This is a genomic window from Larkinella harenae (genome assembly GCF_054780515.1).
In genome coordinates, this window is sequence record NZ_BAAGWE010000014.1 from 1 (window position 1) to 20,506 (window position 20,506).

The following is a 20,506-nucleotide window of genomic DNA, read 5'->3' on the forward strand; positions in this document are numbered from 1 at the left end:
AATCTAAGATCCCCTCGGGTAACAGAAAACGGACTAAGGCTTGATAAGACTCTTGCAAGGAACTCAAAATTGATTCTGCGCAAAAAAACTACTTTTTTCCACGCCCCCCAAATTCCCCGACTGATCCCCAAAAACTTCCGAACTCGCCCAGTCAAACGAATAAAACAAAAAGCACCTATCTCTGACAGATAGGTGCTTGATACGTTATCGCTATGAAGCGTTTTTGAGAGCCCCCAGTCGGGATCGAACCAACGACCTACTGATTACAAGTCAGTTGCTCTACCAGCTGAGCTATGGAGGCAATCGATTTAGTATTTTCTAAATCTGGTGCAAAGATAGTAATTTTAGTTTCTCGGTCAAATAAATGAGCTTTTATTTCATAAAAAAGCCCATTTATTCAGTTATTGCGCTTCCCGGATGACCTTTAGTTGGTGCTTAAGATCCTCCAATTGTTTCTGGGCCACCTGTATTTTCTTATCGATGTCAGCCCGCAGTTTTTCAGCCCCTTTCGAACGACCAAAGAACTCAATGTTATTGTTATAGACCGCAATATCGTTCTCCAGGGTGGTCATCTTACGGCGAATATCGCCCTCTTTCTTGTACAAATCCCGCGACGAACCGCTTTCACGAATCATCTCGGCTTCGTTTTCCAGCGTCAGGCGCTCTTTTTCCTTCGACGAGATTTTGCCATTGGCACCCACAAAGGTATTGACGGCGTTGATATAGCGTTTCTGAATCGATTGCATGTCTTTTTTCGGTACGTAACCGATTTGCGCCCATTCTTTTTTGAACGCATTCAGTTGCGACAAATCCGCGTTTTCGCTGGCAGCAGCGGCTTCAATACGCTCGCAGAGCTGGGTTTTCTTCGCCAGGTTCTCTTCAAACTCCCGTTCGACTTCCTGATTCCGCGACCGCTTTTTGTTGAAAAAGGCATCGCAGGCGGCTTTGAAGCGCTCAAAAAGCGAATCCTTAAATTTCTCGGGAACCTGACCAATGGTTTTCCACTGCCGTTGCAGTTCTATCACACGCTGCGTCGTTTCGGCTGACTCTTCACCGGATTCCAGAATCGCTTCAACGGCTTCACACAATTGAGTTTTAGCCTTGAGATTCTGCTCCCGTTTGCTTTCCAGCTGCTTGAAAAATTCGCCTTTGTGGTGAAAAAACTGCTTCAGAGCCGCCCAAAACTTTTTACTCAACTCTTTGCCTTCTTCCCGGGGCATAGGACCACGAATACCGTTCCAGCGATCCTGAATCGTCATGACCTCCCGGGTCTTTTCGTTCCAGTCGTTGATGCTGTTCGACGTAAACGAAGTAAAGGGCACCAGTTCTTCGTAGAGCTTTGACTTTTCTTCGTACAACTGAGCTCCTTCTTTCCGAATTTCCTCGTTCTGTCCCCGGCGACGGTCGTATAAGGTATCAAGCGATTTTTTAAACCGCTGCCACAACACTTCCTGCTCCGCTTTGGGCGCGGGGCCAATGTGTTTATATTCTTCGAAAAGAGCATTGGCTTCATCGATAACGGCTTTGGTTACCGGATTGCCTTCATTCGCCTGCACCAGAGCTTCTACTTTTTCGCAAAGCTCCGTTTTCAGTGTCTGGTTCTTTTTCCGATCGAGTTCTTTTAATTCAAAATAAATGTTCCGGTTGCTGTAGTACCGGTCTACCAGGGCATGGTACGTTGCCCAGAGGGTTGCATTATGGGGTGATGAGACATTACCGGCAGCCTTCCATTCCTCCTGAATCTGCTTAAAACCGTTCCAGCTGGTTTTGGGATCTCCGGCATTGTTTTCATCAGCTTCCACCAGCTCCCGCAACCGGCGCAACAACTCCGTTTTGACGTTGAAGTTATTGTCTTTCGCCTTTTCCAGCTGCTGGAAATACTGGTTTTTCTGGTCTTTGATCTGTTTATACAGGCTTTCAAAGCGACCAACCACTTCATCCTGACGGTATTCGAACCCTTCTTCCGAGCCCGTTTCCTGAACGTAGCGTTGCAGAGCCTCAGCCCGTTCGGCGGTTTTCGACTGATCGAACAGCGGACGAACTTCTTTCAGAACCTCATCAGCCCGCCGGTAATCCGAGGCCGAAACCGTCGCATTTTTGAGCGAGTTCAGTTGCTTTTCCAGCACGCCCACCAGCTCTGCTCTGGAAAGTTGGCTGTAATCTACCGCAGCCGCGTTTTCATCCAGGTCGGAATCCGTTTCATCTGCAGATTCGTCATGCATTTCCAGTGCCACCGACGGTTCGGCCGGTTCCTGAGAAGTGGCTGCTGCTGGTTCCGTTACCGGGGTTTCAACAGCCGCTGATTCCACCTCCGCAGGCGATTCGGCATCACCAATCCTGGCGGGCTCTGCCGTCTCCACTGCAGCAACCGGTTCGCTTTCGGCTTCGGTGGAGGGCACAGGTTCGTCCGGCTGGCGGGTTTCCGCAGCGGGTTCAGTGGTTTCTGCCGATTGGTCTGTAGAGACTCCTTCAGCCTGGCTTGTCGGTTCCTCCGTGGATGGTACCGCATCAGTCGGCTCAGTATCCGGTTTCACATCTTGAGACGGATTCGGATTCTGGTCCTTGCGTTCAGTTAATTCTTGCTCTTCGCTCGCCATACGATTTTTGGGAATCGTTACTTTTGCAAAAGTACGAAATTTATTTCTTTGCAACTACCCATCGCTTCCAACCCATTTACTTATGCTACCAACACTGGCTGAACTACGAAAAGAGTATACCTTAAACGGTCTAGACCCGTCGGATGTTTCGATAGACCCGTTCGCGCAATTTCAACGCTGGTTCAACGAAGCGCTCATGGCGGGCGTCCCGGAACCCAACGCCATGCACCTGACCACGGTCGGAACCGATGGCCGCCCTTCCGGACGAATTGTTTTGGTAAAAGGGGCCGACGAAAACGGTTTTACGTTTTTTACCAACTACCAGAGCCGGAAAGGAACCGCACTAGCGGCTCACCCGGTTGCGTCACTCACCTTTTTTTATCCGGAGCTGGAACGGCAGATTCGCATTGAAGGAACGATTGAAAAAGTAGCTGCTGACGAATCCGACGCTTATTTTCAAAGTCGCCCGCGGGGGAGTCAGATCGGTGCCTGGGTTTCACACCAAAGCGAAGTTGTCGAAAGCCGGTCGGTGTTGGAACAACGGCAGAAAGAGCTCGAACAGCGGTTTGAAAATCAGCTGGTTCCACGACCCCCACACTGGGGAGGTTACCGGCTTATTCCCGACCGCATCGAATTCTGGCAGGGACGCCCCAGCCGTTTGCACGACCGCATTTTGTACCGAAAAGAAAACGAAGCCTGGGTAATTGAACGGCTTTCACCGTAAGGAATAAGCCTTATCGATTGTGCAACCGATCGGCCAGTTCGCGCCGGAACGTAATTCCGACCGGCAATTCGGTTTCGCCAATGTGCAGGGTGTTGCCACTCAGCCGTTCAATTTTATGGAGCGCTACAATATAGGATTTATGCGTCCGGACAAACTGGTCGGCGGGAAGCCGGCTTTCTAGTTCGGACGTTGTCAATGGCGTTAACAGCATCCGGCCCGGCAGAAAGAGTTTGACGTAATTTCCCCAGCTCTGGGCATACAACAATTCATCAAACCGAACCCGTACCCAGTCGGCATCCACCTTGATCACGATGGAGTCCGTGGTATTTTTTCCTTCGGCTACACCGGAATGAAGTGAGCCAACGGACGGGGTAGACAATGTCAATACTTTATCAACGGCTTTCAGAAACCGGGGAAACGGGATCGGTTTGACCAGATAATCCGTCACCCCGTACTCATAACTTTGGAGTGCAAACTCGGTGTAAGCCGTTGTCAGGATGGTTTTGGGGGTATAACTCAGCGCATCCAACAATTCCAGCCCGCTCAACTCGGGCATGTTGATGTCCAGAAACAGCAGGTCAACGGGTTCACGGTGCAGGAAATTGAGGGCATCCAGCGCATTGTAGCACTGCCCAACCAGCACCAGCCGTTCAACACGCCCGATGTAATTTTCCAGTACGTAGTGGGCGGCTATTTCATCGTCCACAATCAGGCAGCGAGTGGGTTCAAGCATAGGAGTCTCGTCATTAAGCCACGGCCATTTCCGGATGCTGCGGGTAACTGACCAAATACGGTTGCAGCGGAATTGTCAAATCAACAACAAACTGTTGAGTGTTGGCCTCGATGGCTAACTGGTGCGTCCCCGGATACAGCATATCGAGCCGCTGGCGTGTATTTTCCAACCCCACCCCCGTCGAGACCGAGGCTTTAGCACGGGCTGGCACGGTATTTTCGACGTGCAGGTGCAGCCGGGCGTTTTCGATTTTAACATCGACCCTCACCTCACAGGCCCGTATGCCCGCCGTACCGTGCTTAAATGCATTTTCGACAAAGGGCATCAACACCATGGGTGCCACCGTATAGCCCGTCGTTTCCTGGTCGTTCAACCCACTGAAATGCACCCGGCAGCGGCTTCCCACCCGCTCGGTTTCCAAAGCAATATAGCTTCCCAGAAACTCCAGTTCATCGGTTAGCGGCACCCAGGCCCGGCGGGTACTGTTGAGTTGGTACCGCAGCAGTTGCGACAATTGCATGATCATATCGGGCGTACGCGCGGGCTCGTGCAGGCTTATCCCGTAAAGATTGTTAAGCGTGTTGAACAGAAAATGCGGATTCAACTGGGAGCGCAACACACTCAGTTCCATTTCCTGCATACACATTTTGAATTCTTCCTGCTGCCGACGCTGCTGGTAAAACCGATGGACCAGCAGCGGTACATTGAACAACAACAGACTTACCGTTGCACAGGCTACCGTGTACAGATAAATCAATCCGGGAATGGAAGTCGGTTTTAACTGTTCGGCGCACATCCAGTCATTGAAAAACATCAACAGGACTGAAAACAGCAGCAGGGTTGTCACCGAATAAAAACCGTACCGACGGGTTTGCTGACCGTCCAGCACTTTGGGGAGCAGAAAAAACCGCTGGAACTGGGCGTGCCCGTACAACAGACAGAAGTATAAAAGCTCCCAGACCAATAAGGCACGAGCGTTGATCAACTCCCAAGAGGTCAGCGAATTAAGGGTAAAGAACCCAAAAAACAACAACACCTCCCGCAGCCATCGTTGACGAGCATAAGTCTGGAGCTTCTGTAGCATGATAAACTAGTAGTAACCGATCGATGAACAAAATTAAGCGTGCCCCGCTGGGATTGACAAGATTAAATGACCAATTGCATTCGTCCTGCTTCTGATCGTTTACGTCATCTATCCCTCTACGCTCCGAACCATTCTTGGCTCTTTTGCGTCGCTGAGAAAAACCAATCCTCTCTGGCAACGCCATGAAAACGTTTACTTTCGCGTATTTGTCCCACCACGTCCCTTTTTATTCACCAAGCCGCCATACCGTGAGCCGCACCTTATTTTATTTTTTAACGCTTATCGGGCTGGCGAGCTGCGGTTCGTCTACGGACCAAACGGCTACAACGACCACCGTTCCGACCTTACCCGTTATTGAGGTAAAAACCGCCACCCTGACCACCTATCAGGAGTTTCCGGCTACCCTGGAAGGAAAAGTCAATGTTGAAATCCGGCCGCAGGTGGAAGGCTACCTGGAGCAGATTTACGTGGACGAAGGGGCCGCCGTTCGGCAGGGGCAGCCGCTGTTTCGCATCGACGAACGCAGCTACCGCGAACAACTCAGCAACGCCGAAGCGAATGTGTTGATGGCCATTGCTAATCAGGATAAAGCCGCCCTGGAGGTGGCCCGGCTGGCCCCACTGGTCGAGAATAAAGTCATCTCGGAGGTTCAGCTTAAAACCGCCCAGTCTGCTTTTGAAGCCGCCAAAGCCGCCGTGGGCCAGGCGCGGGCGATGGTGAGCACAGCCAAAACCAACCTAAGTCGTACGGTTATTAAAGCACCTGTCAACGGCTACATTGGCCGACTGCCCTACAAACCAGGGAGCCTGGTGGGCCGGGCCGAACCCCAACCGTTGACCACGCTGTCGGACGTTCGGCAAGTATTTGCGTACTTCTCGATGAGTGAAGTGGATTTCCTGCAATTCACCCAGCAGTCGGCGGGGCGCAGCCTGAACGACAAAATCCGCCAGCTTCCGCCGGTGGACCTATTGCTGGCCGATAACCAGCCGTACAGCCAGAAAGGGCGGATCGAACTGGTATCCGGTCAGTTCGACAAAGCCATGGGCGCGATTAGTTTCCGGGCGGTTTTTCCGAACGAACTCGGTCTACTGCGGTCGGGCATTACGGGGCGCATCCGGATTCCGCAGGTACATGAATCGGCGGTGGCCATTCCGCAGGAAGCCACTTTCGAACGGCAGGATAAAGTTTTTGTGTTTGCCCTGGCCGATAGCAACAAAGTGCAAAGCCGCCCGATCCAGTTGCTCGGCAAAAGCGGCAATTTTTACCTGATCCGTGAAGGCGTCCGGCCCGGTGAGCGCATCGTGCGCGATGGTCTGGACCGGCTTCAGGACGGTGACTCCATTGTTCCGAAACAAGAAACAACAAATGAACTGACGAAGGCGATGTGACCAACTTCCATCCCGAAGTTTCAAGCGCATCAGCTCCGTTATTGATCTATTTTCACCATGCTTAAGATATTTATTGAACGACCGGTGCTGGCAACGGTCATTTCGATCCTGTTGGTCATTCTGGGCGTGATCTCCCTGCTGACCATGCCCGTGACGCAGTTTCCCGACATTGCCCCGCCAAGTGTGCAGGTCACAGCCTCCTACCCCGGTGCGAGTGCCGAAGTGGTGGCCCGCTCGGTGGCAACGCCCCTGGAAGAATCCATCAATGGGGTAGAAAACATGACGTACATGACCTCGTCGGCCGGCAACGACGGCTCCGTTGCAATCAACGTTTTCTTTAAGCTAGGCACCAATCCCGATCTGGCGGCTGTAAACGTCCAGAACCGGGTTGCCAAGGCCACCAGCTTATTACCTACCGAAGTGGTGCAGGCCGGTATTGCGACCCAGAAGCAGCAGAACAGCATGATCATGATTTTTGATCTGACCAGTGATGTGGCGGTTTATGACGAAACGTTTTTGCAGAATTACGCCAAAATCAACATCATTCCGGAACTACAACGGGTCAACGGCGTGGGTCAGGTGATGGTGTTTGGAGTGAAGGATTATGCCATGCGCGTCTGGCTAAAACCGGACCGGCTGGTGGCTTACGGTTTGTCGGCGCAGGAAGTATTGACTGCCATCCGGGAGCAAAACCTGGAAGCCGCCCCCGGCCGGATCGGCGAAAGCAGCCGCGAAGCCTTCGAATACGTGATCAAATACAAGGGCAAGTTTTCAAAACCCGAAGAGTTTGACGAGATTGTCTTAAAAGCCAATACCGACGGTTCTACTATTCTGCTGAAAGACGTTGCCCGGCTGGAATTTGGCTCGTTTACGTACAGCGGAGACACCAAAATCAACGGAAAACCGGGGATTGGCATCGCCATTTACCAGGCTGCGGGCTCCAACGCCAACGACATTCAGATTGCCATGCTGAGCATCATGGATAAAGCAGTCAAAGCGTTTCCCAAGGGTGTTCATTACTCCATCGAGTACAGCACGAAAACTTACCTCGACGAGTCCATCGACCAGGTAACCCACACGCTCATCGAAGCCTTTATTCTGGTATTCATTGTGGTGTACCTTTTTTTGCAGGATTTCCGTTCGACGCTGATTCCGGCCATTGCCGTGCCGGTTGCCATTGTTGGCACATTCTTCTTTATGCAGTTATTTGGCTTCACCATCAACCTGCTCACGCTGTTTGCCCTGGTGCTGGCTATTGGTATTGTGGTCGATGACGCCATTCTGGTGGTCGAAGCCGTGCACACCCGGATGGAACACGGCGGACGGCTTTCGGCCCGGGCAGCTACGCTCCGATCGATGCAGGAAATCTCGGGAGCCATCGTATCGATTACGCTCATCATGGCCGCCGTGTTTGTTCCGGTCGGTTTCATGGATGGACCGGCGGGGGTGTTCTACCAGCAATTTGCGTTTACGATGGCCATTGCCATCCTGATTTCGGCGGTCAACGCCCTGACGCTCAGCCCAGCCCTGTGCGCCTTACTGCTGACCAACCCCCACGCTAACGATGAAGAAAAATCCGGCAAAAAAGGATTTGTAGCCCGCTTTTTCGCGGCTTTCAACGCGGGTTTCAACGCCGTGACACAGCGCTATGTGGGTGTGATTCAGATGCTGATTCGGCATAAATGGGTTGGTTTAAGCGGCTTGGCGCTGGTTGTTGCCATCACCGTATGGCTCATTCGCACCACGCCGACCGGCTTTATTCCATCTGAAGATCAGGGCTTTATTGCTTATTCCCTGAAATTACCGTCGGGGGCTTCGTTGCAGCGTACGCAGAAAGTGACGGCTAAAGTAGACGCGGCCCTCCACCAGATTCCAGCGATCAAGAGTCATTTTGCCATCAATGGTTTCAACATCATTTCCAACTCGGCCAGCCCCTCCTATGCAGCCGGTTTCATCAACATGAAACCGTACGCCGAACGGGGCGCCATTCAGGACCTGACGCAGATTGTCGACTCCGTTAATCACGAACTGGGCCGGTTTAACGAAGGGCGGATCGACGTTTTTACGCTGCCTACGGTGCCCGGTTTTGGAAACGTCGACGGTTTTGAGATGGTTTTGCAGGATCGAACGGGTGGCCCGCTCAATAAGCTCAGTGCAACGGCCACCAAGTTTGTCGAGGAACTGGGCAAGCGCCCCGAAATCGGAGCCGCTTTCACCACCTTCGACACGGAAACACCGCAGTTTTCACTCGAACTGGACACCAAAAAAGCCAAGCAGCTCGGCTTATCGACCAGCGATATTTTGCAAACCATGCAGGTGTATTATGGCAGTACGTTTGCGTCGGACTTCAACCGGTTTGGCAAATTCTACCGCGTCATTGCGCAGGCCGACAGTCCGTACCGGGCTGATCCGGCGTCGCTTAACGGTATTTACGTCAAAAACACGACGGGCCAGATGGTACCCATCACAACCGTGGCTTCGCTCAAGCGGGTGTACGGCCCCGAAGCTGTCACCCGAAACAACCTGTTCAATGCCGTGATCATCAACGGTCAGGCCGGACGGGGGTACAGCTCCGGTGATGCCATCAAAGCCGTGGAAGAAGTGGCGCAGAAGCACCTTCCAACCGGCTATACGTACGAATGGACGGGCATGACTCGGGAGGAAATAGCGGCTGGCAACCAATCGGGTCTGATCTTTTTGCTCAGTCTGGTGTTCATCTACTTCCTGCTGGCGGCCCAATACGAAAGTTACCTGCTGCCGCTGGCCGTCATCCTCTCCGTTCCAACGGGTGTGCTGGGCGTATTCTGGGCCATCAACCTGGTAGACATCGACAACAACATTTACGTGCAGGTCGGTTTGATCATGCTGATTGGCTTGCTAGCCAAAAACGCGATTTTGATTGTTGAGTATGCCGTGCAACGACGCCGAACGGGCATGTCGCTGGTGGCATCAGCCCTGGAAGCAGCCCAACTGCGCTTACGCCCGATCCTGATGACCTCTTTTGCCTTCATCGTGGGCTTAATTCCGCTCATGAGAGCGACTGGTTCGTCGGCAAAAGGCAATCATTCCATCAGCATCGGTACCGCTGGCGGTATGCTGACGGGCGTTGTGCTGGGCATTTTTATTGTTCCGGTGCTGTACGTCATCTTCCAGAAGTTACATGAAAAAATCAGCGGGCGCAAGCAACCTGCGCCAGCAGAAGTGGCCAGCGAAGAACTGTATACCAATCATTAATCGAATCAGTAAGTTCATGCATCCCATACGTTTTTCAGGCGGACAAACCGTGTTGAGTTTTGTCTTCCTCGTCCTGAGTTTGGCTGCCTGCAAAGTTGGCCGCAACTACCAGCGGCCGACCCTTGCGGTACCGGAGCAGTTTCGCTCTGCCCCCACCACCGACACCAATTCTGTTGCCCGGTTGCCCTGGCGCACGTTTTTCCAGACTAAGGAGCTGCAGGAACTCATCAGCACGGCGTTAACCAACAACTTTGATTTGCAGATCGCCGTCAAACGAATTGAAGAAAACAGCGCCTATTTTCGGCAAACCCGTTATGCCCTGCTTCCTGCGGTGAGTGCGCAGGTTGCGGCTTCAACAATTACGCCATCCAAGAACAGCCTGAACGGGTTGAGCCTGGAAAATTTTATCGGCAGCAGGCACCTGGAAGATTACTCCGCCAACCTCGGGCTTTCCTGGGAACTGGACATCTGGGGGAAAATCCGTCGGCAAAATGAAGTAACGCAGGCCAATTACCTGCAATCCTTCGAAGCCGCCAAAGCCGTGCGAACCGCGCTGGTATCCAATGTTGCCAACGGATATTTCAACCTGCTGTTTCTGGATGCCCAGCTCAACATTGCCCGGCGCAACCTTGCCCTCAGTGATTCCATCGTGCGCATGATCAGCCTGCAAAAACAAAGTGGTGATGTTACCGAACTGGCCGTCGATCAGGCTCGCGGACAACAACAGACGGCGGCCCTGCTCCGCTCCCGGCTGGAACAGGCCATCGTCATTGAAGAAAACGGTTTGCGGCAGTTGCTGGGCGAGATGCCGGGTCCCATTACCCGCTCCAATCGGCTGGAAACGATTCCCGTGGCGGATACACTTCAGGTTGGCGTTCCGGCTCAACTGCTGGCAAACCGGCCGGATGTTCGTGCCAGCGAACTGAATCTGGTGGCCGCCAACGCGCGCGTCGGGGTAGCTGATGCGAGTCTATATCCGGCACTGGTAATCTCGGCAACTGGCGGTTTTAACGCTTATCAGGCCAGCAACTGGTTTATGTTTCCGGCATCCCTGTTCTATAGTGTGGCAGGGGGATTAACCCAGCCGGTTTTTCAGCGTCGCCAGCTCAAAACCCAGGTCGAAGTAGCCCGGATTCAGCATGATCAGGCTGTCATTCAATTTCGGCAGGCCGTCACCAATGGGGTCCGCGAGGTGGCCGATGGGCTGGTGCAGGTTGAGAAGCTGAAAGAACAGGAGCAGGTGGCGGCCGCACGGGTGGCGACTTTGCAGAAGGCCATTGCCAACGCCCGCTTACTTTTTGCGAGCGGTCTGGCCAATTACCTGGAAGTAATCACCGCCCAAAGCAACGTACTGCAGGCCGAACTCACCCTGGCCGAGGTTCGGCAACAACGCCTGAGTGCGGTGGTCAATGTGTACCGGGCACTGGGGGGCGGCTGGCAATAAACGAAATAAGCTAAAAAAGCCCCTGGCTTACCAGGGGCTTCTAAAACAAAAAACCAGCCTAAGCTGGTTTGATCAAAACGAGATGAGCCGATTTTAAATCAGATCGAAGATATTTTTCACGCCCATCGTCCGGTCCACCGTGAAACCTTCTCCGTACTTGACGCCAATGACGTGGCCAAACTCTTCAGCCCGGGCCCGGAGAAATTCCATGAATTCTTTGCTGGCAATGTAGCTCATGGGTTCGTTGCTGGTAGGATCGTAGAACTGACTCTTGTAGGCCAGCAGTGATTCCTGCTTTTTCTCGTAAAAGTCGGTGATGTCAACGATAAAATCCGGCTTGATGTAACGGTCCTGAATCAGGTGGTAAACCACCTTTGGGCGCCACGCTTCCTGGTCTTCGCCAGTGGCATCGGTGCCCAGATTATCAACGGTTTTAATTTGCCGCAATCCGGAATAAAAGCAGGCATCAACGATCAGATTCGACGCCCGGCCGTGATCGGGATGGCGGTCAGTGATGGCGTTGGCGATGACAATCTCCGGCTGGTATTTACGAATAGCGGCAATCAGCGCTAGTTGATGTTCTTCATCGTTTCGAAAAAAACCGTCGCGAAAATTCATATTCTCCCGCGCCGACAACCCCAGAATCCGGGCGGCCGCAGCGGCTTCCTGTAACCGCAATTCGGGAGTTCCGCGCGTGCCCAGCTCCCCCCGTGTGAGATCTACAATCCCAACCTTCTTTCCTTGAGCCACCAGTGACAGAATCGTTCCGGCACAGCCCAGTTCGGCATCATCGGGGTGGACAGCGATGACAAGCAAATCCAGTTTCATGCAATAGTAAGTGCGTTTAGCGAGTTCCTGACCTTCGTAATCGTTGCTACAGCGAACCGATTCAGACCCGAATCAATGAACTCTCAATTTCTGCCCCGGGCGAATGCGCGACCGGGTCGACATATGGTTTTTCTTCGCTAAAGTCGATGCCGACAGACCGTACCGCCGGGCGATGCTGGTCAACGTTTCGCCGGAACGAACCCGGTGCAGAACCGTGCGTTTATACCGGGGCTTGAATCCGGCGGTGTTGACGTTCTTTCCACGCAGGTAATCCCACACAGAAGCCGTCAGAATAAAATGGTCGGACAGAAGCGAGTTGGTCGGAAAATCGTACAGGAAAGTAGGACTGAATGGGTTTCCCTCGTAGCGGGTTTCGAAATGAAGGTGAGAGCCTGAGCTACGCCCCGTGCTTCCTCCCAGTCCGATCTGATCACCGGCTTTCACCAGTTGCCCCGATTCCACCAGCGTTTTTGATAAGTGGCCATAAATGGTTTCCAGCCCGTTGTAATGCCGCACCAGCAGATAACGGCCAAAACCGCCACCATCCCAGCCGACAACCCGCACCAGCCCGTCGAAAGCCGCGTAAACCGGATCACCGGTTTCCAGATCGAGGTCCATTCCCTTGTGCCACCGCCCCCAGCGTGGGCCAAACATGGAGGTTACTTTTCCGTCGACCGTCGGGGCCGACCAAAACCGGTTCAGTGTCGGGTCGTATAATTTCAGATCGATGACTTCATTAAACTGAAGCGGGTCAATACCGTAGGGATCAATATTATGGGGGTCCCAAATAGCATAATAATCAGCAATCTTCACCCAGTCATCCCCCACTTGCACGGAATCAATGTATTCCACCACAGCCGGTTCTCCTTCGTCTATCGTTGAGGTATCTTCGGCCACAACGGGATTGAATTCTTTTTTAGGCTCAAACTGATTATTGAATCGCAGATTGGAAGGCTCCTGTTCAAACTCCTCTTCCGGTGGTTGGGCCGATTGTTGAGTTGGATAATTGGGGGTTTCGTTCTCTGATCTCTTTGGCTTGATACTCAGGTTCTTTTTAAATTTTCCTCGCTCCTGAGCCTCCACGGTCGTTACGCTTACCAAACAGCAAACGCTGGCCAACAGCCACCAGACTGCCAGTTTTCTCATCCTTGGGGATAACTTTTGACAAATAGAATGATGAATTATAAATGATGAGCGATGGATTACTGGTCAAACCCATTCATCGTACATCATTTATAATTCATCATTCTATTTGTGGTGGTTACTAATTTCGATTACACTTCAGCGTGCATTTCAACTTCTTTCATGGCTAAGTACCGCTCGGCATCCAGAGCGGCCATACAACCCGTACCGGCGGCCGTTATAGCCTGGCGGTATACATTGTCCTGGGCATCACCGCAGGCAAATACGCCCGGCACGCTGGTGCGGGTACTGCCTTTTTCCGTAATGATATACCCCGTTTCGTCAAGCTCGATGTAGTTCTTGAAAATATCGGTATTCGGTTTGTGGCCGATCGCGACAAAAAATCCCGAGATATCCAGAACCCGCTCTTCGCCCGTCACTATATTTTTAACCAGTGCACCCGTCACACCTTCCTCACCCAGCACCTCCTGTGTTTCAGTATTCCACAAAATTTCAATATTCGGCAACGACTTTACGCGATTCTGCATGAATTTCGACGCCCGCATTTCATCCCGGCGCACAATCATGTATACTTTCCGGCACAAATTAGCCAGATAGCTGGCTTCTTCGGCGGCTGTATCGCCGGCTCCCACAATAACCACATCTTTACCCCGGAAGAAGAAACCGTCACAAACCGCACAGGCCGAAACGCCCAGCCCGTTCAAACGCATTTCCGACGGCAGACCCAGCCATTTGGCCGACGCTCCGGTCGAAATAATAACAACGTTGGCGCTAACTTCCAGCTGGTCATCAACGATGGCTTTGTGGATCGGACCGGTAAAGTCCACGGCTGTCACCATTCCGTAACGAATGTCCGTACCAAACCGGCGAGCCTGCTGTTCGAGGTCCATCATCAGTTGGGGGCCATTCACGCCTTCGGGATAACCCGGAAAATTATCGACTTCGTTCGTAATGGTCAATTGACCGCCCGGCTGCATTCCCTGGTATAAAACGGGTTTCATGCCCGCACGGGAAGCATAAATGGCGGCAGTATATCCGGCCGGGCCGGAACCAATAATAAGGCAATTGACGTGTTCGGTGGTCATTGGATGACAAAGAATTGAGTGTTTAAACCGGTTGACCTCTATTCAAAAGATAAGCCAGACACGGAAAAAACAAGCGCAAAGGTGCAAAAAATTCCCGGCGAAACCAAGTTCACCGTTAATGCATACTCAACAATGAATAATGAACATAAATCCATTTAACAACCCCTTAAAAGATTGCCTGTGTAACGCTTGCCTGCCGGGTATTTCGCACCATCGATTTATCTCTTTTTAAAGAATTCGCCACTCAATCCGCCGGTTCTGCTTCCGGTTTTCCTCCGTCGTATTAGATGCCACGGGACGGCTTTCGCCGTATCCCGCCGATTTGATCCGGTTTGTGTTGATCCCGGCTTTGGTGAGATACTCCACCACCGACTGCGCTCGTTTTTTAGACAATTCAAGGTTGTTGGCTGTTCCACCTTGGTTGTCGGTATGGCCAGAAACCTCAATCTTTACCGACTCATTGACTTCCAGAAACTTCACCAGCCGATCCAGCTCCGTCCGCGACTTTTCTGCCAGATCGTAGCGCCCCGTTTCAAAAAAAATGTTGTTTAGCGTTTCCTTGGAAGCGGTGCCACCATCCGACGGTTTGATCGGTTCCAGCGGAACACTCAGGGCCAGTCCCTCGCCTTCGTGCTTTTGCGTAAAATCGAACGACAGGCTTTTAAACAAATAACCAGGTCCGACAACGTACAAGGCGTATTCACCCCCCGTTGGCAGAATGGCCGTATATTGCCCCGTCTGCGAATCGGACTGCACCCGTGTCACCAGTTGACTGGTGGCCAGATCAATCAATTCGATGGTGGCCTTGAGCGGCTTTTTCGTGCGGGCATCGGATACCATTCCTTTTAAGTAGCTCACCGGGCGAACTTTCTGGCGCAACGGTTCCGGCAAATCGAACACGTATAGTTTCGACCGCTGCTTTCCGTCACTGGCGGATTGTTCCTGCGAATAATAGGCCCGCGCACCGTTGGCCGAAACAAACAAAGCCGCCTGATCATCCGAGGTATTGATGGGATAGCCCAGGTTTTGCGGGTTCGACCAACCCGAAGCCGTGCTGTCTGCCACAAACAGATCGTAACCGCCCATGCCCATATGCCCCTCCGACGCAAAAAACAAACTCAGTCCGTTGGCGTGAATAAACGGAGAAGCTTCGTCGAACGGAGTATTGATGTTTTTCAGGTTATAAGGCGTCTTCCATTCGCCATCATCACCCAGCTCGCTGCACCAGATGTCGCGTCGGCCAACGCCCCCTTTGCGGTCCGAAACAAAATAGAGCCGCCGTCCATCAGCCGACAGAGCCGGTTGAGACTCCCAGGACTGGGTATTGATCGTGGGACCAATATTCTGTGGTTCGGACCAGGTATGGCCGGTTTTGTGACTAATGTACAAATCGCAGCTTCCGTATCCCGTCCGGCCCTGGCAGGCGGTAAAAACCAGCGTCCGTCCGTCGGCCGACAGCGAGGGCGTGCCTTCATTGTTCATCGTATTGATGCGGGAAGAAATGGATTCGGGCGGGCTCCAGGTCTCACCTTTGTGGGTCGAAACCATCAGATCTTCATCACCTTCGGGCTTCAAAACCGTATAAACCAGCGTCTGCTCGTCGGCGGTCAGCACCGGAAAATACTGGGAAGGAAACGCCTGGACCGTAGCCGAAAGCGGCTGAGGTTTAACCGCTAGCGGATTTTGAATAGCCTGGGCACCAAAACGCGCGGTTTGTAGCAATCGGTCTACCTTCTTCCATTGCAGGGAATTGGGCGGAAATAGCTTCTGATACCGCTCGATATACGGAATGGCCGACTGGTAATTGCCTTTCTTGAGCAGGTAGCTGTTGACAAAGTGATAGGCCAACCCCGCTACCGGTTTATCAGGTTGCTGGTGGATGACGCGTTGATACACCTGAAACGCCTGCTCGGGCTGGCGCATGAATTCGTAAACCTGACCGATTTTCAGATACGCTTCGGTAAAACCCGTATCGCGCTCCACCACCTGATGAAAAAACTCCAGTGCCTGCGGCATCTGCCGTTGCATCAGAGCTTCATTGCCCTTTTTGTACAGATCAGCGGCTTTTTTGCTCTGGGAGAAGGAAGAAAGAAAAAAGGGAGGAAAGAAAAAAAGGAGCCAGCCAATCACCAGGAAACGGCTGCCGACCAATCGCACTTTTTTTCCCTCCTTCTTCCCTATGGGATGTCCATATACTTGTGTGTTTGCAACGAAACCTGCCATTGCGGATGCTGTTTTACATACTCAACGATAAGAGGTAGCATTTCATTTGAACGACTCCACTCCGGTTGTAAAAACATTTTGCAATGTGGTTGCAGCAACTCGACAAAGGATTCCGCGAACGCAAAATCGCTTTTGTTATACACGATCACCTTCAATTCGTTGGCCAGCCCATAGATTCCCGGATGTGGCTCTTTGAATTTCTTGGGCGAAAAACAAATCCAGTCCCAAACGCCACTCACCGGATAAACGCCGGACGTTTCGATGTTCGTCTGAAAACCGGCATTTTTCAACGCCCGCGTCAGGTCTGTCAGATCGTGCATGAGCGGTTCTCCGCCCGTAATGACCGCCATTCGGCCAGGATAGAGCAAAGCTTGTTCCACAATTTCAGGAACGTGATAAGTGGGATGAGCTGCCACATCCCAGGATTCTTTTACATCGCACCAGTGGCAGCCCACGTCACACCCACCCAGGCGGATGAAGTAAGCAGCTTTGCCCGTATGCGCCCCTTCGCCCTGCAGCGTATAAAACGACTCCATGACCGGCAGCCGTTTGATCGTTTCAGTTTGTTGATCCAGCACTTGATTCATGCCATAAAGTTACGGAATTTGCGGGCGATGCCTACACAGAACCCACGGCTTTCCGTAGCCATGCTGAAATACCGTTCCCTGCTTGCCGTCCTGATCCCGCTGCTGATGGCCGGAACCAGCGTTTCCTTTGTCCGTCCAACGCTCCCGGGACCACGCTCCAAACCCAACATTGTTTTCATTCTGGCCGACGACCTCGGCTGGGGAGACCTCTCCTGCTACGGTGCTTCTGACCTGAAAACGCCCCACATCGACAGCCTGATGCGGGCCGGTATCCGGTTTACCAGTTTCTACGCCAGCAGCCCCGTCTGCTCACCCAGCCGGGCTTCCCTTTTATCGGGGCGTTGGCCCGAACAAATGGGGGTTCCGGGTGTCATCCGCGACGACACAACCGATAGCTGGGGCTATCTAGCACCGGGTCCGCTACTGCCCGATTATCTGCAAAAGGCGGGGTATCATACCGCGCTGATTGGAAAATGGCATTTGGGGCTGGAATCGCCCAATACACCCAATGAGCACGGTTTTCTAGAATTCAACGGTTTTCTGGGCGACATGATGGACGATTATTACACCAAACGCCGGAACAACCACAATTTCATGCGCCACAACCGACAGACGATTGATCCGCCGGGTCATGCAACGGACGTTTTCACCGACGGCGCTATTCAGTACGTCAACACCCGGAAGGGACGCTCAAAACCGTTCTTCCTGTATCTACCCTACAACGCCCCCCACAATCCGTTGCAACCACCTTCCGAATGGCTTGAGCGCGTTCGCAAACGCGAACCGAACATCGACTCCACCCGGGCCAAGCTGGTGGCGCTGATCGAGCACATGGATGCCAACATCGGGCGACTGCTGGCGACGCTGAAAGCCAACGGCCAACTCGACAATACACTGATCGTTTTCACAAGCGACAACGGCGGCTGGGGACCAGCCAAAGCCAATAACGGCCCGGTTCGGGCTTTTAAGGGCACGTTGTACGAAGGCGGCATTCGCATTCCGGCGGGCATTGCCTGGCCCGGCAAAATTCAGCCGGGCCAAGTGTCCGCCGAACGATTTCAACTGATCGACTGGCTGCCAACCTTTCTGGAGTTAACCGGCCAGCCACCAACCGCGCCCGTTGATGGTCTGTCGTTCCTGGGGCTGTTGACCAACGACCCACCCAAAAAAACGGTTCTGGAACGTGTTCGCCAGCGACCGCTGTTCTTCATTCGGCGCGAAGGCAACGATGCATTCAAAGGACTGACCATCCAAGCCGTACGGCTGGGCGACTGGAAATTGTTACAACCCACCCCATTCTCGCCTTTCGAGTTGTACAACCTGGCCCATGATCCAAAAGAAACCACGAATCTGACGGGGCAGGAAAAAGCCAAAACGACGGAATTGACTCGTTTATTGATGAACCACATCCAGCAGGGCGGAGCGGTTCCGTGGCAGAAAAGAAAATAGCCATGGGTGCAACTTCCTGGCAACTTCCCGCATCTTGGTATCAGATTCATTCCACTTACTAACCATCAACCATGCTGACTAAAAATTTCCAGCTGTCCTTACTGCTAATCGTTTTGGGGGCTATTTTCGGAAAAACGGAAGCTCAATCGGTTACGAAGCAATTCAATATCAAATCATTCGACCGGATCGATGTCTCTAATGCGATTGATGTGGACGTGCACAAAGGCGCGTTTGATATTGTGGCCGACCTGTCTCCGGGCGAAACCGACTATTTATCCATTAAAAGCGAAAATGGCGTTTTAGTCGTGCGCTTCAATCGTCCCGCCGGTCACTGGATTCCGGGCAAAAACCGTCGCTCTCCCCGGCTGATGATCACCCTGCCCAAACTGCGCGGCATCACGCTCTCCGGCGCATCGGACGGTGATGTCAATGATGCATTTGACAGTGACGAACTGGATATTACGTTATCGGGAGCCGCTGATTTAACCGTGAAGGACATTTCGGCCAACCGCATCCGGCTGAAGGCTTCGGGAGCCTCGGACACCAAACTACGCGGCAGGGTCCGGGTCCTGGATGTGGATATTTCGGGCGCGTCAGACCTATCGGCCTATGATTTGACGGCGGAAGAGGCCACGATTTTGGCATCCGGAGCCAGCGATGCTTCTGTAACCGTAACCCGGCGACTGGAGAAAACCACCCGCGGAGGAGCTGACGTTTCACACCGGGGCAACCCGCAAACCGTTATTTCCAACAAGAAAAAATCAGATGATTAAGCCGATCCGCGCATCCAGTGGACGGCTTCGTTCGGCATTTCCAGGCCAATCAATTGCCCCACTTTAACTTTTTCATTGGAGGGGGCCAGAAACGTCAGGTTCACAAACCGGTTCATTTCAACTTCCACTTCAATAAAAGCACCTTTGAAGAATACATTCCGAACGGTTCCGCCAAACCGGCCACGGTCACTCAGTCGAATATTTTCCGGCCGGATACAAGCCAGTGCGTTCGGTTGGTAAGCGTGGATAATGCCCATCAAGGGCAGGTGCTTGGCCCGGATCAGGTTGGCAGGTCCGGTCATTTGAGCAACGTAAGCGTTGTAAGGACGGCGGTATACCTCCATGGGTGTTCCCATCTGCACCAACTGCCCATCCTGTAAAATTCCAACGCGATTGGAAATGGACAGGGCATCCGTCGCATCATGGGTAACAAACAGACAGGCAATTTTTTCGTTCCGTACCAGATCCAGCAACAGGCCACGAATCAATTCCCGATTGGGTAAATCAAGGTGACTGAACGGTTCGTCCAGCAGCAATGCAACCGGTTTTTCAGCAATGGCCCGGGCGATGGCCGTTCGCTGCTTTTCGCCCCCGGAAGCCTGGCGCGGAAGCCGGTGCTGCGCCGATTCGAGCCGGCACAGACGCAGTAACTGTTCGACGCGGTATTCCTGATACCGTTTTTCGTAAAACCGTAACGCGTACGAAATATTTTCGCGAATCGACACATTAGGCATCAACTGGTACTCCTGATGAACCAGCTTGATGTGTGGATGCCCCGGAACCAGCTGCTCCGCCGGGCCCTTTACCCGTTCGTTTTTGAGTTTCACCACCCCGTCGGTGGCATCAGTCAAACCGGCCAACAAATTTAACAGGGTGCTTTTCCCCGAACCACTGGCGCCAATCAATCCCACTACCTCACCCGGTTTTACGACCAATGAAACGTCCTGGACAGCCGTTACATCCCCAAATGATTTTACAAGATGGATTGACTCAAGCAATTGACAACGAGCTTTTTCTATAGATACAACCTACTGAAAAGCAATAGATTACACAACATTATAACCTAAACTCTCCTTTTACAAGGTGTAAAATTAGTTATTTACCGGAAGATCCCGCTGATGAAATTTCCACTTTTATTAAAAATAATTTCAGAGTAGGAGCGAAATTGTTCAGATGAAATTTTTATCCTATTTCAATATTAACGTCCCCATTTT

General features: G+C 52.4%; 15 protein-coding genes and 1 tRNA gene. 6 read left to right on the forward strand and 10 right to left on the reverse strand.

The window, feature by feature from the left end; genetic code table 11:
- Window positions 1-228 precede the first annotated feature (228 nt).
- Window positions 229-301, reverse strand: a tRNA-Thr gene (locus ACYVH9_RS29325).
- Between the two features lie 100 nt (window positions 302-401).
- Window positions 402-2,597, reverse strand: a complete 2,196-nt coding sequence (locus ACYVH9_RS29330) for a DUF349 domain-containing protein (RefSeq protein ID WP_460640013.1) — start codon at window positions 2,595-2,597, stop codon at window positions 402-404.
- A gap of 82 nt (window positions 2,598-2,679) precedes the next feature.
- Between ACYVH9_RS29330 and pdxH the strand changes: the two genes are divergently transcribed.
- Window positions 2,680-3,321: a pyridoxamine 5'-phosphate oxidase gene (pdxH, locus tag ACYVH9_RS29335; protein WP_460640014.1), complete on the forward strand. Its 642-nt coding sequence runs from the start codon at window positions 2,680-2,682 to the stop codon at window positions 3,319-3,321.
- Between the two features lie 10 nt (window positions 3,322-3,331).
- Here the strand turns inward: pdxH and ACYVH9_RS29340 are convergent, their stop codons facing one another.
- On the reverse strand, window positions 3,332-4,054 hold the full coding sequence (locus tag ACYVH9_RS29340; RefSeq protein ID WP_460640015.1) for a LytR/AlgR family response regulator transcription factor: 723 nt from the start codon (window positions 4,052-4,054) through the stop codon (window positions 3,332-3,334).
- A 13-nt stretch (window positions 4,055-4,067) separates the two neighbouring features.
- Window positions 4,068-5,138, reverse strand: coding sequence for a sensor histidine kinase (locus tag ACYVH9_RS29345; RefSeq protein ID WP_460640016.1), 1,071 nt, complete (start codon window positions 5,136-5,138; stop codon window positions 4,068-4,070).
- A 182-nt stretch (window positions 5,139-5,320) separates the two neighbouring features.
- Between ACYVH9_RS29345 and ACYVH9_RS29350 the strand changes: the two genes are divergently transcribed.
- From ACYVH9_RS29350 to ACYVH9_RS29360, 3 genes are read left to right on the forward strand one after another with little or no spacing between them, the layout of a single operon-like run.
- Window positions 5,321-6,526, forward strand: coding sequence for an efflux RND transporter periplasmic adaptor subunit (locus ACYVH9_RS29350; protein ID WP_460640017.1), 1,206 nt, complete (start codon window positions 5,321-5,323; stop codon window positions 6,524-6,526).
- Between the two features lie 57 nt (window positions 6,527-6,583).
- Window positions 6,584-9,760, forward strand: coding sequence for an efflux RND transporter permease subunit (locus ACYVH9_RS29355; protein ID WP_460640018.1), 3,177 nt, complete (start codon window positions 6,584-6,586; stop codon window positions 9,758-9,760).
- Between the two features lie 16 nt (window positions 9,761-9,776).
- Window positions 9,777-11,204 carry an efflux transporter outer membrane subunit gene (locus tag ACYVH9_RS29360; protein WP_460640019.1) on the forward strand — a complete coding sequence of 476 codons (1,428 nt, stop codon included), beginning with the start codon at window positions 9,777-9,779 and terminating at the stop codon, window positions 11,202-11,204.
- A gap of 93 nt (window positions 11,205-11,297) precedes the next feature.
- Here ACYVH9_RS29360 and bshB1 read toward each other — a convergent pair whose 3' ends face one another.
- From bshB1 to ACYVH9_RS29385, 5 genes are all read right to left on the reverse strand, one after another.
- Window positions 11,298-12,032 (reverse strand): bacillithiol biosynthesis deacetylase BshB1, encoded by a 735-nt coding sequence (bshB1, locus tag ACYVH9_RS29365; RefSeq protein WP_460640020.1) that lies wholly within the window; start codon window positions 12,030-12,032, stop codon window positions 11,298-11,300.
- Window positions 12,033-12,104: 72 nt separating this feature from the next.
- Window positions 12,105-13,178: a peptidoglycan DD-metalloendopeptidase family protein gene (locus ACYVH9_RS29370; protein ID WP_460640021.1), complete on the reverse strand. Its 1,074-nt coding sequence runs from the start codon at window positions 13,176-13,178 to the stop codon at window positions 12,105-12,107.
- Between the two features lie 128 nt (window positions 13,179-13,306).
- Window positions 13,307-14,260 carry a thioredoxin-disulfide reductase gene (gene trxB, locus ACYVH9_RS29375; RefSeq protein ID WP_460640022.1) on the reverse strand — a complete coding sequence of 318 codons (954 nt, stop codon included), beginning with the start codon at window positions 14,258-14,260 and terminating at the stop codon, window positions 13,307-13,309.
- A 228-nt stretch (window positions 14,261-14,488) separates the two neighbouring features.
- A complete protein-coding gene (locus ACYVH9_RS29380; protein ID WP_460640023.1) occupies window positions 14,489-16,483 on the reverse strand; it encodes an OmpA family protein in 1,995 nt (664 codons plus the stop codon).
- Window positions 16,438-17,070, reverse strand: a complete 633-nt coding sequence (locus ACYVH9_RS29385; protein ID WP_460640024.1) for a 7-carboxy-7-deazaguanine synthase QueE — start codon at window positions 17,068-17,070, stop codon at window positions 16,438-16,440. The genes ACYVH9_RS29380 and ACYVH9_RS29385 overlap by 46 nt, the downstream gene beginning before the upstream one ends.
- A gap of 60 nt (window positions 17,071-17,130) precedes the next feature.
- Here ACYVH9_RS29385 and ACYVH9_RS29390 point away from each other — a divergent pair, with 60 nt between their 5' ends.
- Window positions 17,131-18,519 carry a sulfatase-like hydrolase/transferase gene (locus ACYVH9_RS29390; protein WP_460640025.1) on the forward strand — a complete coding sequence of 463 codons (1,389 nt, stop codon included), beginning with the start codon at window positions 17,131-17,133 and terminating at the stop codon, window positions 18,517-18,519.
- A gap of 71 nt (window positions 18,520-18,590) precedes the next feature.
- The gene (locus ACYVH9_RS29395; RefSeq protein WP_460640026.1) at window positions 18,591-19,292 is read left to right on the forward strand and encodes a head GIN domain-containing protein; all 702 of its coding nucleotides are present in this window, start codon (window positions 18,591-18,593) and stop codon (window positions 19,290-19,292) included.
- Here the strand turns inward: ACYVH9_RS29395 and ACYVH9_RS29400 are convergent.
- The gene (locus ACYVH9_RS29400) at window positions 19,289-20,290 is read right to left on the reverse strand and encodes an ABC transporter ATP-binding protein (RefSeq protein WP_460640027.1); all 1,002 of its coding nucleotides are present in this window, start codon (window positions 20,288-20,290) and stop codon (window positions 19,289-19,291) included. The two genes, ACYVH9_RS29395 and ACYVH9_RS29400, sit on opposite strands and share 4 nt — an antisense overlap.
- Window positions 20,291-20,506 lie beyond the last annotated feature (216 nt).

Coding starts and splice junctions, on each gene's coding strand:
- trxB (WP_460640022.1), bottom strand. CDS start 14,260: ATGACCACCGAACACGTCAATTGCCTTATTATTGGTTCCGGCCCGGCC.
- bshB1 (WP_460640020.1), bottom strand. CDS start 12,032: ATGAAACTGGATTTGCTTGTCATCGCTGTCCACCCCGATGATGCCGAA.
- ACYVH9_RS29390 (WP_460640025.1), top strand. CDS start 17,131: ATGCTGAAATACCGTTCCCTGCTTGCCGTCCTGATCCCGCTGCTGATG.
- ACYVH9_RS29330 (WP_460640013.1), bottom strand. CDS start 2,597: ATGGCGAGCGAAGAGCAAGAATTAACTGAACGCAAGGACCAGAATCCG.
- ACYVH9_RS29340 (WP_460640015.1), bottom strand. CDS start 4,054: ATGCTTGAACCCACTCGCTGCCTGATTGTGGACGATGAAATAGCCGCC.
- ACYVH9_RS29385 (WP_460640024.1), bottom strand. CDS start 17,070: ATGAATCAAGTGCTGGATCAACAAACTGAAACGATCAAACGGCTGCCG.
- pdxH (WP_460640014.1), top strand. CDS start 2,680: ATGCTACCAACACTGGCTGAACTACGAAAAGAGTATACCTTAAACGGT.
- ACYVH9_RS29350 (WP_460640017.1), top strand. CDS start 5,321: ATGAAAACGTTTACTTTCGCGTATTTGTCCCACCACGTCCCTTTTTAT.
- ACYVH9_RS29380 (WP_460640023.1), bottom strand. CDS start 16,483: ATGGCAGGTTTCGTTGCAAACACACAAGTATATGGACATCCCATAGGG.
- ACYVH9_RS29370 (WP_460640021.1), bottom strand. CDS start 13,178: ATGAGAAAACTGGCAGTCTGGTGGCTGTTGGCCAGCGTTTGCTGTTTG.
- ACYVH9_RS29395 (WP_460640026.1), top strand. CDS start 18,591: ATGCTGACTAAAAATTTCCAGCTGTCCTTACTGCTAATCGTTTTGGGG.
- ACYVH9_RS29345 (WP_460640016.1), bottom strand. CDS start 5,138: ATGCTACAGAAGCTCCAGACTTATGCTCGTCAACGATGGCTGCGGGAG.
- ACYVH9_RS29360 (WP_460640019.1), top strand. CDS start 9,777: ATGCATCCCATACGTTTTTCAGGCGGACAAACCGTGTTGAGTTTTGTC.
- ACYVH9_RS29355 (WP_460640018.1), top strand. CDS start 6,584: ATGCTTAAGATATTTATTGAACGACCGGTGCTGGCAACGGTCATTTCG.